The sequence below is a fragment of the Streptomyces sp. CGMCC 4.7035 genome, assembly GCF_031583065.1.
Classification (GTDB): domain Bacteria; phylum Actinomycetota; class Actinomycetes; order Streptomycetales; family Streptomycetaceae; genus Streptomyces; species Streptomyces yaanensis.
In genome coordinates this window covers 1,996,018-2,011,426 of record NZ_CP134053.1, presented here as the reverse complement: position 1 = coordinate 2,011,426, position 15,409 = coordinate 1,996,018, and the positions used below count along the sequence as shown (strand labels likewise).

Below are 15,409 nucleotides of genomic sequence, written 5' to 3'. Positions count from 1 at the left end.
CGATGAATGAAGCGAAATCGCCCTTTGTGAAGACCACGTGAAGATCTTGTGATACCACTTCAGTCCTGGCCGGCGGACGACCGGCCGCTGGACGACATCCTGGGGGGGATCTCCATGCGCATACGCGCCGCCCTGCCCGCGCTCGCGGGCGCCGTGGCCCTGATGGGCACGGCACTCCTGGCCACTCCGGCTCAGGCCGCCGGGGGAGTGACCATCTACCACGTCTGGTTCGACAGCCCCGGCTCGGACAACCGCTCCAACAAGAGCCTCAACGCCGAGTGGGTACAGATCAAGAACAACGGTTCCTCGGCGGTCTCGCTGAAGGGCTGGGTCCTGAAGGACGCCTCGAACCACAAGTACACGTTCCTGAACGTAAAAATCGGGGCGCACAGGACGATGAAGGTGCACACCGGCCGGGGCACGGACACGACGGCGGACAAGTTCCAGAACCGCCGGGCGTACGTCTGGAACAACACGAGCGACACGGCGACGCTGACGAAGGCCAACGGGAGCAAGGTCGACTCCTGCTCCTGGACCACGCGGGACCCCAGCGACAAGTACTGCTGAGCCTTGTCACGGCCCCGTACCCCTGAAGGGCGCTATCGCCTGCGGCGGCGCCGGTTGCGGGACCTCCCGGGACGGCGTGGCGGCTCGGCGGACGGCTCGGCGTCCGCGGGAGCCGTCGCGAAGTCCCCCTCCACGACACCATCGGGCGTGTCCATCGTCGGCGCGCTGAAATGGAGTCCGTCGGTGCTCCGGTGCTCCAGGGCGGAGTCCTGCGTGCCGGGGCCCGCGACGTCGAGGTTGAAGACGAAGCCGACGGACTCCTCCTTGATCGCGTCGGTCATCGCGACGAACATGTCGTAGCCCTCGCGCTCGTACTCGACGACCGGCTCCCGGCCGAGGGTCCAGCGCAGTCCGATGCCCTCGCGCAGATAGTCCATCTCGTAGAGGTGCTCGCGCCACTTGCGGTCGAGCACGGAGAGAACGACCTGGCGTTCCAGTTCGCGCACGACCTCGGCGCCGAGCTCCGCCTCCCGGTCCGCGTAGCGTGCGTGGATGTCGGCGGTGACCGCCTCGACGAGGGCGTCGGCGGTGAGGTCGGCGCGCGAGCCGGCGGCGTCCTCCAGCTCCTCCACGGTGATCCCCACCGGGTAGAGCTGCCTGAGGGCGCCCCACAGCCGTTCCAGGTCCCACTCCTCGGGAAAGCCCTCGCCGGTCTCCTGCCCGATGTAGGCGCGGACGGTGTCGTCCATGAAGTGGCCGATCTGCTCGCGCAGGTCCGCGCCCTCCAGGACCCGGCGGCGCTCGGCGTAGATGAGGGTGCGCTGGCGGTTGAGGACCTCGTCGAACTTCAGGACGTCCTTGCGGGACTCGAAGTGCTGCCGTTCGATCTGGGCCTGGGCGGAGGCGACGGCACGGGTGACCATCGTGTTCTCGATGGGCAGGTCGTCGGGGACGTTGGTGGCCTCCATCACCCGCTCCACCAGCCTGGCCTTGAACAACCGCATGAGGTCGTCCTGGAGCGAGAGGTAGAACCGGGAGACCCCGGGGTCGCCCTGGCGCCCCGAGCGGCCGCGCAGCTGGTTGTCGATGCGCCGGGAGTCATGGCGTTCGGTGCCCAGGACGTAGAGCCCGCCGAGTTCCCTGACCTCCTCGCGTTCGGCCGCGACCTCGGCGGTGATCCGCTTGAGCACCACCGCGCGCTCCTCGTCGGTCGTCTCCTCGGCCGTCTCTTTGGTCGCCTCTTTGGTCGCCTCCTTGGTCGCCTCCTTGGTCGCCCCCTCAGCGGGTTCGGTCCGTCCGGCCCGTTCGGCCCGTTCGGCCCGTTCGGCCAGTTCGGCCCGTTCGGCCAGTTCGGCCAGTTCGGCCAGGGCCATCGCCTCGGGGTTGCCGCCGAGCATGATGTCGGTGCCGCGGCCCGCCATGTTCGTGGCGACGGTGACCGCGCCCTTGCGGCCGGCCTGGGCGACGATCTGCGCCTCGCGCTCGTGGTTCTTGGCGTTGAGCACCTGGTGGGGTATGCCGCGCTGGGTGAGTCGCCGGCTGAGCAGTTCGGAGACCTCGACGGTGGTCGTGCCCACCAGGACCGGCTGGCCCTTCTCGTGCTTCTCGGCGATGTCGTCGACGACCGCGTCGTACTTGGCCGCCTGGGTGCGGTAGATGAGGTCGGGCCGGTCCTGGCGGAGCATCGGCTTGTCGGTCGGGATCGGGACCACGCCGAGCTGGTAGATCTGGTGGAACTCGGCGGCCTCGGTCATCGCCGTGCCGGTCATGCCGGACAGCTTTTCGTAGAGGCGGAAGAAGTTCTGCAGGGTGATCGTGGCGAGCGTCTGGTTCTCCTCCTTCACCGTCACCTTCTCCTTCGCCTCGATCGCCTGGTGCAGCCCTTCGCTGTAGCGGCGGCCGGGGAGGATGCGGCCGGTGTGCTCGTCGACGATCAGGACCTCGTCGCTTCCGACGACGTACTCGGTGTCCTTGCGGAAGAGCTCCTTGGCCTTGAGGGCGTTGTGGAGATGCCCGACGAGCGGGGTGTGGTCGGACTCGTACAGGCTGTCGATGCCGAGCTGGTCCTGGACGAACTCCACCCCGCGGTCCAGGATCGCCACCGTGCGCTTCCTGAGGTCGTACTCGTAGTGGAAGCGGGCGCGCAGGGCCTGTAGTTCGTCCTTCTGCGCGAGGGAGGTGTAGAGCTCCTCCTGTACGGGGACGCCCTGCATCCTCGTCACGAGTTCGGCGAACACCTCGTACCAGTGGGTGGTCTCGTCGGTCGGCCCCGAGATGATCAGCGGTGTGCGCGCCTCGTCGATGAGGATGGAGTCGACCTCGTCGACGATCGCGAAATGGTGGCCGCGCTGGACGAGTTCGGCCTTCGACCAGGCCATGTTGTCGCGCAGATAGTCGAAGCCGAACTCGGTGTTGGTGCCGTACGTGATGTCGTGGCGGTACTGGCCGCGGCGCTCGGCCTGGGTCGACCCGGACGTGATGACGCCCACCGTCAGGCCCATGAACCGGTAGGCCCGGCCCATCCACTCGGCGTCCCGCCCGGCCAGGTAGTCGTTGACCGTGACGACGTGAACCCCCTTGCCCGTCAGGGCGTTCAGATACACGGGCAGCGTGGCCACCAGCGTCTTGCCCTCGCCCGTCTGCATCTCCGCGATGTTGCCGAGGTGCAGGGCCGCGCCGCCCATGACCTGGACGTCGTAGTGGCGCATGCCGAGGGTGCGGGCGGCCGCCTCGCGCATCGCGGCGAACGCCTCGGGCAGCAGGGCGTCCAGGCTCTCGCCGTTCGCGTGCCGCTCCCTGAACCGCGGCGTCAGGCCCTGGAGTTCCTCGTCGCTCAGCGCCTTGAACTCCTCCTGGAAGAGGCCCACCTGCGCGGCGCTGCGCTCCAGGTGGCGCAGCACGCGGCCCTCTCCGGCCCGCATGATCCGGCCGGTGATTTTGTCGAGACCGAGACCCGGCACTGGAACAACCCCCCGCTACATCGCGTCCACGAGCATCCGTATCCAGTGGTTGGCCCGCTGGAGAATGTGGACGCCTTGTTGATTGGCCTTGATCACCTCACGCAGTACGGGGTCCTTCGCGAACTCCACGGCACTGCGGAAAAGCTGCTGAATGACGGGCCTTTCGCCCGGCCGCCCGGCGTCGAGGAGCGCGTCGACGTCCCTCAGGTCGATTCGCCGGACCGGAATCGGCTCGAAAGAGGCGACCGGCGGTTTCGGCTCCTCGTCGACCACGGCGAGCGCGCAGTCGTTCAACAGGACTGCCAGCGCGTCCCGGTGCGCCTCGAAGGTGTCCGGAGCCGCCCTGCGCAGTTTCTCCGCAAGCGGCAGAACATCGTTCCGTACGGTCCGCAGCGCGCGTACCGTATCCATGTCGTCGAGCTGCCGGCGCGCCTGATTCCGGGCGCGCGTCAGCAGTGCGGAAATTCTGTGAGTGTGTTCTTCCCCGACACCTTGGCGCATCTGCCGTCCCCGTTCGCCATTTCGCCCATTGTTGTCGCATTGGTTCAGGGCGGCAAGCAGCAGAATGACGGACGGGGCGGCGATGCACGCGCGGGGTGAAAGTCCGCGAAAGAGACGGAGGTTCACCCCGCGGAAAGGGTCAGCGAATGGGGCGGAGGTTCGCCTCGCCGAAAGTTCAGCGAATGGGGCGGTGGACGTTTTCCCGACGGGCGGGGCCGGGGGCCGCGTCCGCGATCCACGGTCCCTCGCCGGACGGGTCGACGACCCCTTGCTCCAGCCATTCGTACGTACCGGACAGGACGCCCTTGACCACCCTGCGGTCCAGTTCGTCGGTGTTGGTCCACAGGCGGCCGAACAGCTCCTCGACGCGGATGCGGGACTGCCGGCAGAAGGCGTCGGCGAGCTGGTACGCCTCGCGTCCGTGCTGCCCGGTCCTGCGCAGGTGCTCGGCGCGCACGCAGGCCGCGCTCATCGCGAACAGCTCGGCGCCGATGTCCACGATCCGGCCCAGGAAGCCCTGCTTGGTCTCCATACGGCCCTGCCAGCGGGACATGCCGTAGAAGGTGGAGCGGGCGAGCTTGCGGGCGCCGCGTTCGACGTACCTGAGGTGCGGCGAGAGGTCGACCTCCTGGCGGAACTCGCCGTAGGCGCCCGGGATCCGGCCCTGTCCGGCCACCAGCTTCGGCAGCCACTTGGCGTAGAAGACACCGGCGTTCGCGCCCGCCTTCGCCTTGTCGGATAGGGACTTGTCCGGGTCGATCAGGTCACCGGCCACCGACAGGTGGGTGTCCACCGCCTCGCGGGCGATCAGCAGGTGCATGATCTCGGTGGAGCCCTCGAAGATGCGGTTGATGCGCAGGTCGCGCAGCATCTGCTCGGCCGGGACCGCCCGCTCGCCGCGGGCCCTGAGCGACTCCGCGGTCTCGAAGCCGCGGCCGCCGCGGATCTGGACCAGTTCGTCGGCCATCAGCCAGGCCATCTCGGAGCCGTACAGCTTGGCGAGGGCGGCCTCGATGCGGATGTCGTTGCGGTCCTCGTCGGCCATCTGCGACGACAGGTCGACGACCGCCTCCAGGGCGAAGGTCGTCGCCGCGATGAAGGAGATCTTCGAGCCGACCGCCTCGTGCAGCGCGACCGGCCTGCCCCACTGCTCACGGGCTCCCGACCACTCCCGGGCGATCTTCAGGCACCACTTGCCCGCGCCCACGCACATCGCGGGCAGGGACAGGCGGCCGGTGTTGAGCGTGGTCAGCGCGATCTTCAGGCCGGCGCCCTCGGGGCCGATGCGGTTGGCGGCCGGGACGCGGACCCGGTGGAAGCGGGTGACGCCGTTCTCGAGGCCGCGCAGCCCCATGAAGGCGTTGCGGTTCTCGACGGTGATGCCCTCCGACGCGGCCTCGACGACGAACGCCGTGATGCCGCCCTTGTGGCCCTCGGACTTCGGGACCCGCGCCATGACGACGAGCAGGTCGGCGACCACGCCGTTCGTGGTCCACAGCTTCACGCCGTCGATGATGTAGTCGTCCCCCTCCGGTACCGCCGTGGTGGCGAGCCGGGCCGGGTCGGAGCCCACGTCCGGCTCGGTGAGCAGGAACGCCGAGATGTCGGTGCGGGCACAGCGGGGCAGGAACGTGTCCTTCTGCTCCTGGGTGCCGAAGATTTTCAGCGGCTGCGGTACTCCGATCGACTGATGCGCGGACAGCAGCGCGCCGATCGCGGGGCTCGCGGAGCCGACCAGAGCGAGCGCCTTGTTGTAGTACACCTGGGTGAGGCCGAGACCGCCGTACTTGGTGTCTATCTTCATGCCGAACGCGCCGAGGTCCTTGAGACCGTTGATCGTCTCGTCGGGGATCTGGGCCTCGCGCTCGATACGGGCGCCGTCGATCCGGGTCTCGCAGAAGTCGCGCAGCTTGGCGAGGAACTCCTCGCCGCGCTGTACGTGCTCGTCGGCGGGCTGGGGGTGTGGATGGATCAGGTCGAGCCGGAGGCGGCCGAGGAACAGTTCCTTGGCGAAGCTGGGCTTGCGCCAGTCCTGCTCGCGCGCGGCCTCGGCGACCTCGCGGGCCTCACGCTCGGTGACCGTGGGCCTGGGATTGGGTGCTGGTGATGCGGACATGAGGCTCACCTCGCCGCGAATCGGGATCTCGCGAATCGGGATCTTGTGGGGCGTACGCCGATCAAGACGCCGTACGGCTGCCAACCGTGCCGTACAGCGATCTTGCGGGCGTACGTTACTGATCGGTGCTACTCGATCGTTGGTACCCGATTCGGGGCGAGGTCACCAGTCCTCGCGCAACCACCCGCCCGGGAAACGCCGTCAGCCGATGTCCACCGAGTACGCCTCGGTGTCAAGTCGGCCTGTGCCCTTGAAGACCTCGGTGCCCGCCTCGATGCCGGAGACGTACTTGTCGTTGCTCAGCAGTTTGCGGCGGACCAGGGCCTGGGTGAAGTCGTTCAGGTCGATCGTGGCCTTGGTGGTGTTGGCGCGGCGGACGAAGGAGTACACCTTCCAGCCGATGTCGCCCCGGTAGATGTCCCACATGGCGCCGCCGAGGCTGACGCCAGGAGATGGTGGAGCCGGACTGCGAGTTGTCCCAGAGGCACTGGGTGCCCTTGCCGTTGTCCTGGCCCCAGAGGTTGTTGTTCAGGTAGTACTTGCCGAGCGTGATCGTGTCGAAGGCGGCGCACTTCTTGCTCGTCTCCCCCGCCTGGGCGACGGTGACGCCGGCGACGGCCGCGGCTACGACCGTGAGGGCGGTCAGGGTCTTCGCCTTCTTGCACAGGCGCGGTCGACGGTGTTGCATCGGGGGTCCTTCCGGGGGGACGGTTCGTGTACGCCCCTTCAGTGGCCGCCGGGGAGCGCGGGGGTTGCCGTGCACGCCAAGTAATTCCGTCGAGGAATTTCGCTGTCGAAGCGCTTCGACAGGCTATGGACAGCCCCCCTTCCTCAAGCTACTGTCGAGTCACCCTCACACACTCTCTTTCCGTAATGCGCGCACTGTCGAAGCGCTTCACCCCCTTGGAGAGCTTGATGGTCACCCTCGCCGAGGTTGCCCAGCACGCCGGAGTGTCGGCGAGCACGGTTAGCTATGTCCTCAGCGGCAAGCGCTCCATCTCCGCGACCACCCGGCAGCGGGTCGAGCAGAGCATCCAGGAGCTCGGCTACCACCCGAACGCCGGGGCCCGCGCCCTGGCCAGCAACAGGTCCAACATCATCGCGCTGATGGTCCCGCTGCGCACGGACATGTACGTGCCGGTGATGATGGAGATCGGCATCGCCGTGGCGACCGCCGCGCGCACCCATGGGTACGACGTGCTGCTCCTCACCGGCGAGGAGGGTCCCGACGCGGTGCGCCGGGTCACGGGCAGCGGGCTCGCCGACGCGATGATCCTGATGGACGTCGAACTCGACGACGAGCGGCTGCCGCTGCTGCGCGAGACGGACCAGCCGTCGGTGCTCATCGGACTGCCCGCCAGCACCTCCGGGCTGACCTGTGTCGACCTCGACTTCGGCGCGACGGGCGCCCTGTGCGCCGAGCATCTGGCGGAACTGGGTCACCGTGACATCGCTGTCATCGGCGAGGCGCCCGCCGTCTACGAGCGGCACACCGGTTTCGCCGAACGCACCCTCGACGGCCTGCGCGCCCGCTCGCGGGAGCTGGGACTGCGGGTGCTGCACCGCCCCTGCGAGGGCGGGTACGACGCGATGGCCCTGACCCTGGCCCGGATCCTCGACGAGCGGCCGGGCACCACGGGGTTCGTCGTGCAGAACGAGTCCGCGGTCGAACCGCTGCTCGCGCTGCTGCGCCAGCAGGGCCGGGCCGTACCCGAGGACGTCTCCGTGATCGCCGTCTGCCCGGAGCAGGTCGCCACCCAGGCGTCGGTACGGCTGACGTCCGTGGCCATCCCCGCGCAGGAGATGGGACGGCGCGCCGTCGAGCTGCTCGTCGCGAAGCTGGAGGGCCGCGGAACGGACGAAGTGGTGCTGCTCGCCCCGGAGTTGACGGTCCGGGCGAGCACGGGTCCGGCTCCTTCCGCGACCTGAGGCGACGGCGACCCGCCGCACCGCGGGGTCCCGCCGCACCGCGGGGTCCCGCCGCACCGCGGGGTCCCGCCCCAGCGCGTGTCCCGCCGGGGCACGCCGGGTCCGTGCTTCATCCCTGTCCGCGCTCCTCCAGGCACATCCCTGTCCGCGCTCCTCCAGGCACATCCCTGTCCGCGCTCCTCCGGACACATCCCTGTCCGGGCTCCCTCAGACGTCCCTGTCCGCGCCCCTCAAGGCGCATTCCTGTCCGCACTCGTCCTACAGACATCCGGCTGTAGGCACTCGCGCCACACACCGCTGTCCGCACCACTCCAGGCACATTCCTCCCTGCACTCCCCCAGGAGCACCGCGTGAACCAGCCTGACGCAAGCCCGCCCGAGGTCAGCCTCGCCCAGTCCTCCCCCACCGTGGGCACGTTCCGTGAGCGGGACGGCGCGCTGGAGTGGAGCGGCCGGCAAGAGACCGTACGTATCGAGCCGTGGGGGCCGGACGCCGTGCGCGTACGGGCCCGGCTCGGCGGCCCGGTCCTCGACGGACTGCCGGGCGCCCTGCTCGACGGCCCGCCGGCGTCCGAGAGCACGGTGAAGATCGAGGAGGGGCGCGGGCGGCTGACGGTGGGCGCGCTCACCGTCGACGTCGGCGCCGACGGACTGATCCGCTTCCTGCGCACCGAGGACTCGGCCGAGATCCTCGCCGAGGAACGCGCCCACTTCTGGTGGCCGGGCCCGCGTCTGTACACCGCCGTCGGCAACGGCCACCACCGCCTGGAACAGCGCTTCGCCGCGTACGACGGCGAGCAGCTGTACGGCCTGGGCCAGCACCAGCACGGACGCCTCGACCAGAAGGGCACCGTCCTCGATCTGGTCCAGCGCAACGCCGAGGTCTCCATCCCGGTCCTGACCTCCAGCCGCGGCTACACCCTGCTGTGGAACAACCCGGCGATCGGCCGCGTGGAGCTGGCGGACAACGGCACACGCTGGGTGGCGGACTCGGCCCGGCAGATCGACTACTGGATCACCGCGGGCACCCCCGCCGACGCGCAGCGCCGCTACAGCACGGTCACCGGCCGGACGCCGATGCTGCCCGACTGGGCGGCGGGTTTCTGGCAGTGCAAGCTGCGCTACCGCACGCAGGACGAACTCCTGTCCGTGGCACGGGAGTACAAGCGGCGCGGACTGCCGATCGACGTCATCGTCTGCGACTTCTTCCACTGGACGCACCTGGGCGAGTGGAAGTTCGACCCGAAGGAGTGGCCGGACCCGGCGGCCATGGTCCGTGAACTCGACGACCTGGGCATCAAACTGGTCGTGTCCGTGTGGCCCTCGGTCTCCCCACTGTCCGAGAACCACCAGCTCATGGAGCAGCGCGGCTACTTCATCGGCACCCAGTACGGCCCGCTGGCACACGCCGACTGGCCGGACAAGGAGGTCGCCTCGACCGTCCAGGTCGCCTTCTACGACGCCACGAACCCCGAGGCACGGGAGTTCGTGTGGTCGCGGGTGAAGGAGAACTACCTGGACCCGTACGGCATCAAGGCCTTCTGGCTGGACGCCTGCGAGCCGGAGATCAAGCCGGGCTTCCCGGAGAACCTGCGCTACTACGCGGGTCCGGGCCTGGAGGTCGGCAACCTCTACCCGCGCGAGAACGCCCGCACCTTCTACGAGGGCATGCTCGCGGCCGGCGAGAGCGAGGTCGTCACCCTCAACCGCTCGGCGTGGGCGGGCAGCCAGCGCTACGGCGCCGCCCTGTGGTCCGGCGACATCGGCACCGACTTCGCGACCCTGCGCCGCCAGATCGCGGCCGGTCTCAACACCGCTCTCTCCGGGATCCCGTGGTGGAACACGGACATCGGCGGCTTCCACGGCGGCGACCCCGACGACCCGGCGTACCGGGAGGTGATGGTCCGCTGGTTCCAGTTCGGCACGCTGTCCCCGCTGATGCGTCTGCACGGCTTCCGCGACCCGGCGATGCCGCTGGGTCCGGCGATGACCGGCGGCCCGAACGAGGTGTGGTCGTACGGCAAGGAGGCCGGCGCGATCCTGGAGACGTACCTGCGGCTGCGCGAACGGCTGAAGCCGTACATCCTGACGGTCATGCGGCAGGCCCACGAGGAGGGGCTGCCGGTGATGCGGCCGCTGTTCCTGGAGTTCCCGGAGGACGAGGCGGCCTGGCAGGTGGACGACGCGTACCTCTTCGGCCCGGACCTGCTGGTCGCGCCGGTGCTCACGGCGGGCGCGACGACGCGCACGGTCCACCTTCCCCAGGGCGCGCGCTGGACCGACGCGTGGACGGGCGAGACGTACGAGGGCGGCGCGGCCGTCACCGTGGAGGCGCCGCTGGACCGGCTCCCGCTGTTCCTCAGGGACGGGGCCGAGCTGCCGATCGTCGCATAGCGGTGTGCGGCCGGTCCCTCGCGGGGCCGGCCGCACAGTCAGGTGGAGCGGTTCAGCTGCTGCTGACGGTCAGGTTGTTCTTGAACCCTCCCCCAGCTGAAGCAGGGGGATTCCTGGCTCACCTCGCCTACGGGCCAGCGGTCCGACAGGTCTTACGCGATCAACACCAGCCGGGTTGGAACCAGCCCGGTTTGACACAGCACAGCCTGGGGGGAGTCGCGCGGGTTACCGCGCCCCCAGGGTGAGGACGTGGTCTTCTCCGGCGACGAGGTCGAGCGGCTGTGCGCCGGAGGAAGTCCGCAGTTCGATGCGGTGAGTACGGGTGGGGCGTATCACCGCGGTCGCTTCGTGCGGGGTCCAGCTGAGGTCGAGCTCCGCGCCGAACCGCGTCCGGATGCCCCGGAGTTCGCCCTCCGGACAGGCCTTCGGCAGTGCGGGCAACAGCACCAGCCGGTCCGGGGTCGACTGGACGAGCATCTCGATGAGCACGGCGGGCAGGGTGTGCGCGGCGTCCGCGTTGTAGACGTCGCGGTCGGGGTAGTGCGCGCTCATCAGGGAGGCGTGGAAGAAGTCGCCCTCCAGCACCTGGGCGAGCGCGTGGGCGATCCGGTCGGCGTCCCTGAGCCGGGCCGCGATCAGGGCGTGGTGCAGATGGCCGTGCGCCGAGTGGTTCTCCGCGCCGCGCAGTTCCAGGGCACGGTGGGCGGCCTTGGCGAGCTCCGGGGTGTCGTACGGGTTGATCTCGTCGAGGGGCCAGACGCCGTACAGGTGGCTGAGGTGGCGGTGGTCGTAGGTGTCGTCGAGGCCGGGCCAGGCCCATTCGGCGAGCGCGCCGTCGGCGTTGATCCGGTGGGGCGGGAGCCGGTCGGCGAGGGCGCGCCAGCGGTCCGCGTCGGGTCCGGGGTGGTAGGCGGCCGCCGTCAGCAGGGCGTGCCGGGCGGCCGAGAGGTCCATGGCCGCGTTGACGGCACCCCAACTGGCGTTCGCGGGACGGTTCTCCGGCGAGTAGGAAGGGACGACGACCAGGTGGCCGTCCTCGTCGGTGCGGGTGAGGAAGTCCTCATAGAAGAGGGCGACTTCGGCGAGGGCGGCGGCGGTGCGCGGGTCGCGTGCGCCGCGGGTCTCGTCGTGGTCGACGAGCGGCTTGAGCAGCCAGTCGGCGCCCGCGGTCCACAGGTGGAGCGGGTATTCGCGGCTGAAGTGGTACGTGTACCCGGATTCGCCGTCGGTGTGCGGGGGCGCGACGACGCCGCGGGCGCCGAAGACTGCCCGGGCGTTGGCGCGCCAGTCGGGCAGCTGACGCTGGATCAGGGACGCGTGTGCCTCGGTGACTTCGGGGAGTGCCGCGGCAGCGGCGCAGGCGGTCTGGAGGTTGAGGTTGGCATCGGTGGTGAACGCCCCGGACCAGGCGGTGTCCCAGTCGCCGGTCCACAGGCCGGTGAGGCGGGGCGGGAGAAGACCGCTGGCGGAGAGCAGGTGGTAGCGGCCGGCCGCGAAGAGGCGTTCCAGCAAAGCCGCGCTTCCGGGGCGCTTGAGCACCTCCGAGCCGGGCAGGGCACGCTCGGCCTCGTCCGCGCGCAGATCGAGGGTCACCCGCGTGTAGGCGGTGCGGTGGAGCGCCAGGTGCCGGTCGAGGAGATCCTCGTACGGCCGCTGCGCCGCCTCGCCGACCAGGTCGCGCAGGGCTCGCGCCTCCTCGGTGACGTCCGCCTCGCCGGTGTGCCGTCGCACCCGGGTGAGGAGCAGCACCGAGGCCGCGCCCGCGACACGCACCCCCGGCGGAGTGAGGGTCGCCGTGCCGCCGGTCACCGCGACCAGGGTCACTCCGGTGTACGCGCGGTCGCTGTCCGGGTAGCGGGCGCGGAGGCTGAGCAGGGCGCCCTCGGGGGTGCGGAGTGCGCCGTAGCCGACTCCCAACCTGGCAGGTGCGCTGGGGAGTTGGTGGTCCAGGGAGATGTCGAGCGTCAGGTCCGGGCCGGTCACCTGCTGAACGATCACGTCGTCCGCGCGGGAGACGAAGACCCGGCTGGTCCAGCCGTCGCAGCCGGCCGTCGCCTCGCCGGTGGTGAAGTCGACGGACCGGCGGTAGCCCTGCCGGTCGCCGGAGGGCCTCCGGAGTCGTATCTGGAAGGCGGGATGGAAGGGCTGCACCCACTGGAGCGGTCGTCCGTCCGTGAAGCCCTCGGCGGCGGTGAGGTCACCGGCGAGCAGCCGCTCCTGGAGCGCGGGGAGTTCGGCGGCGAGGCGCGGTGGGCGGGCATGTTCGCTGCCGTTGGGGCGTACGAGGGTGTGGTGGGTGACGATGACACGGTCGTCGTTCGGATCACCGAACGCAAGGGTGCCGTGGTGGCCGTTGCCACTGAGGAAGGCGTCCTCCCAGCGGGCGGCGGGGGTCGGCTCCCAGGTGCCGTGGACGGGTGCGTGGGTCATGGCTGTCGTGGCGGTCATCCTGGTCGTGGCGGTCATCGCGGTCGTGGTGGTCATCTCGGTCGTGGCGGTCATCGCGGTCGTGGCAATCATGGCTTGAGCACCGCCGCTCCGTAGCGGCCGAGGGAGAGCTCGTCCGTGACGGTGGTGTCGGTGAGCAGGTCCCGGTGGGTTCCGGGTACCTCGACCGTCACCGCCTCCCGCCCGTGGTTGAGCAGGAACAGCAGGTCGCCCCGGCGGACCGCCTCGACGCCCGCCGGGAGCCGGTCGAGCACCGGGCGGACGCCCGCCTCGGCGGCCATCCGGCCGAGCAGGCCGCGCAGCTCGTCGGGCTCCGGGAGCGTGGAGACGTACCAGGCGCGCCCCTTGCGCAGGACGGCGGGCAGCCCGTCCAGTTCCCCGCCCTTGTAGCGAATCGTCTCGTCGTCGCTGCCGTCGGCCTCGATCTCCTCCGACCACAGCGACCCGCGGAAGCCGTCGCACTCGACGCTCTCCCCCGCGTCCAGCGGCCACCACTCGTGCAGGGTGCGGATACCGAACAGCTCGCGCAGGCGGGCGTCCATGCCGCCGGGCCGTACTCGGTCGTCCTCGTCCGCCACGCCGGTCAGGAAGCCGCAGACGAGGGTGCCGCCGCCGCGGACGTACGCGAGGAGGTTCTCGATCGCCGCGTCGGTGAGCGCGTACAGCTGGGGGACGACGACGAGCTTGTACGCCGTGAGGTCGTGCTCGGGGTGGGCGAAGTCGGTGGTGAGGTGGGCATCCCACAGGGCGCGGTGCCAGGCGTGGACGACGGCGGGGTGGTCGACCTCGGTGGAGGGCCGGCCGTCCTGCGCGCCCGCCCACCAGGAGTGCCAGTCGTGCAGTATCGCGATCTCGTTGGCGGTGTGGTTGCCCGCCACTTCGCGGCCGATGCGGGCGAGTTCCGCGCCGAGCTGCTTGACCTCCTGGAAGGTGCGGCCCCGCTCCCCCGCGTGGCTGACCATCCCGGAGTGGAACTTCTCCGCACCCTGCCGGGACTGGCGCCACTGGAAGTAACAGACGGCGTCCGCGCCGCGGGCCACGGCCTGGAGCGACCACAGGCGGTTGACGCCGCGCGGCTTGGGGTGGTTCACGCCGCGCCAGTTGACCGGCCCGGCCGCCTGTTCCATGAGCATCCAGGGGCCGCGTGCCTGGGAGCGGGTCATGTCCTGGACGAGGGCGCCGTGCTGGGCGCCGAGGGGGTCGCGCGGGTCGGGATAGATGTCGACGGAGACGACGTCCTCCTCCTCGGCCCAGCGCCAGGCGTCCTGACCGATCCACAGTGACATGAAATTGGTGGTGACCGGGAGGCGCGGGGTGTGCCGGCGGACGATGTCGCGCTCGGCGACGTAGCACTCCAGGAGCATGTCGGAGGTGAAGCGCCGGAAGTCCAGGACCTGGGTGGGGTTGTTCAGGTAGTGGGCGCGGCGCGGGGGCAGGATGCCGTCCCAGCTGTCGTAGCCCTGGCTCCAGAAGGCCGTTCCCCAGGCGGTGTTCAGGCCGTCGAGCGTGCCGTACTTCTCGCGCAGCCACCGGCGGAAGGCGGCGGCCGCCTCGTCGCCGTGGTCGAAGGTGCAGTACTCGTTGTTGATGTGCCACATGGTGAGGGCGGGGTGGCCGGCGTAGCGGGCGGCGAGGTCCTCGGTGATGGCGGCGGCGTAGTGGCGGTAGGTGGCGCTGGAGTGCGAGAAGTGCTGGCGGCCGCCCCACCATTCGATGTGGCCGTCCGCGTCACGGGGCAGGGTGTCCGGGTGGAGGCGGCCCATCCACGGGGGCGGTGAGGAGGTGGGGGTGGCGAGGACGACACCGATGCCGTTGTCGTGCATCAGGTCCATCAGCGTGTCCAGCCAGTCGAACTCCCGTGCCCCCGGCTCGGGTTCGAGCTTCGCCCAGGAGAAGACGCCGAGGGTGACGGAGTTGACACCGGCGTCCTTCATCAGCCGGACGTCCTCGTGCCAGGTCTCCTCGGGCCACTGCTCGGGGTTGTAGTCGCCACCGAAGAGGATCCGGCCGCGGGTGGCGTCACTGAACTGCGGCATCAAACCAGCTCCCGTTCGTGAAGGGTGCGTCGTTCTTGGGGCGTGGGGAGGTGGGGCCTGTGGTCCGCCGTGCTCGGGCTTCAGCCCTTGACCGCGCCGACCAGCATGCCCTTCTTGAAGTGCTTCTGCAGGAACGGGGAGGAGGCGTCATTCGGCGTCATTGCGTCAACCCTTCATGGCGCACCAGGACACCCGGCGGAGGAGCCATCGGCTGCGGTGTCTCGAATGGAACTTGCCTGAGCTGAAGCGGCGGCGGACATCGGAGGTGTAGGAGAACGCGGAGTGGGCCCTCCGCAGTCGAAGCGCTTCGAAGCCCCTGCGAGGTTAGGTGAACACCTGGGGGTGCACAAGGGTCGCTGCCCAGATTCCTCCGAGGTGGGAAAGAGCGGACGGGACTTACGTGAAGGGTTGAAAATCAGGGCGGAAAACAGAGTTGTTGCGTCTGGGTGTCTTGACACCGCCCCGGAGCCGAATGAGCATCGAAGCGCATCGAAGCGCTTCGAAAGGTCCCCACCGTTC

General features: G+C 69.8%; 9 protein-coding genes. 3 read left to right on the top strand and 6 right to left on the bottom strand.

Going from position 1 to position 15,409, the window contains the following annotated elements; genetic code table 11:
* Positions 1 to 114: 114 nt before the first annotated feature.
* A complete protein-coding gene (locus Q2K21_RS08465) occupies positions 115 to 567 on the top strand; it encodes a lamin tail domain-containing protein (RefSeq protein ID WP_310780727.1) in 453 nt (150 codons plus the stop codon).
* Between the two features lie 32 nt (positions 568 to 599).
* On the opposite strand, the gene secA is transcribed toward Q2K21_RS08465, so the two are convergent.
* From secA to Q2K21_RS08445, 4 genes are all read right to left on the bottom strand, one after another.
* Complete coding sequence (gene secA, locus Q2K21_RS08460; RefSeq protein ID WP_310768273.1) at positions 600 to 3,428, bottom strand: preprotein translocase subunit SecA; 2,829 nt, start codon at positions 3,426 to 3,428, stop codon at positions 600 to 602.
* A gap of 54 nt (positions 3,429 to 3,482) precedes the next feature.
* Positions 3,483 to 4,094: a hypothetical protein gene (locus Q2K21_RS08455; protein ID WP_310768271.1), complete on the bottom strand. Its 612-nt coding sequence runs from the start codon at positions 4,092 to 4,094 to the stop codon at positions 3,483 to 3,485.
* Between the two features lie 49 nt (positions 4,095 to 4,143).
* The gene (locus tag Q2K21_RS08450; RefSeq protein WP_310768268.1) at positions 4,144 to 6,084 is read right to left on the bottom strand and encodes an acyl-CoA dehydrogenase family protein; all 1,941 of its coding nucleotides are present in this window, start codon (positions 6,082 to 6,084) and stop codon (positions 4,144 to 4,146) included.
* Positions 6,085 to 6,285: 201 nt separating this feature from the next.
* Positions 6,286 to 6,510 (bottom strand): GH12 family glycosyl hydrolase domain-containing protein, encoded by a 225-nt coding sequence (locus Q2K21_RS08445; protein ID WP_310768266.1) that lies wholly within the window; start codon positions 6,508 to 6,510, stop codon positions 6,286 to 6,288.
* A gap of 489 nt (positions 6,511 to 6,999) precedes the next feature.
* On the opposite strand from Q2K21_RS08445, the gene Q2K21_RS08440 reads away from it, so the two are divergent.
* Entirely contained in the window at positions 7,000 to 8,013 is a 1,014-nt protein-coding gene (locus tag Q2K21_RS08440) for a LacI family DNA-binding transcriptional regulator (protein WP_310780724.1), read from the top strand.
* A gap of 350 nt (positions 8,014 to 8,363) precedes the next feature.
* Positions 8,364 to 10,406: a glycoside hydrolase family 31 protein gene (locus tag Q2K21_RS08435; protein WP_310768263.1), complete on the top strand. Its 2,043-nt coding sequence runs from the start codon at positions 8,364 to 8,366 to the stop codon at positions 10,404 to 10,406.
* Positions 10,407 to 10,631: 225 nt separating this feature from the next.
* Here the strand turns inward: Q2K21_RS08435 and Q2K21_RS08430 are convergent, their stop codons facing one another.
* Positions 10,632 to 12,836: a glycosyl hydrolase family 95 catalytic domain-containing protein gene (locus Q2K21_RS08430; protein ID WP_310768261.1), complete on the bottom strand. Its 2,205-nt coding sequence runs from the start codon at positions 12,834 to 12,836 to the stop codon at positions 10,632 to 10,634.
* An 86-nt stretch (positions 12,837 to 12,922) separates the two neighbouring features.
* Positions 12,923 to 14,890, bottom strand: coding sequence for a beta-galactosidase (locus Q2K21_RS08425; protein WP_310768260.1), 1,968 nt, complete (start codon positions 14,888 to 14,890; stop codon positions 12,923 to 12,925).
* Between the last annotated feature and the right edge of the window lie 519 nt (positions 14,891 to 15,409).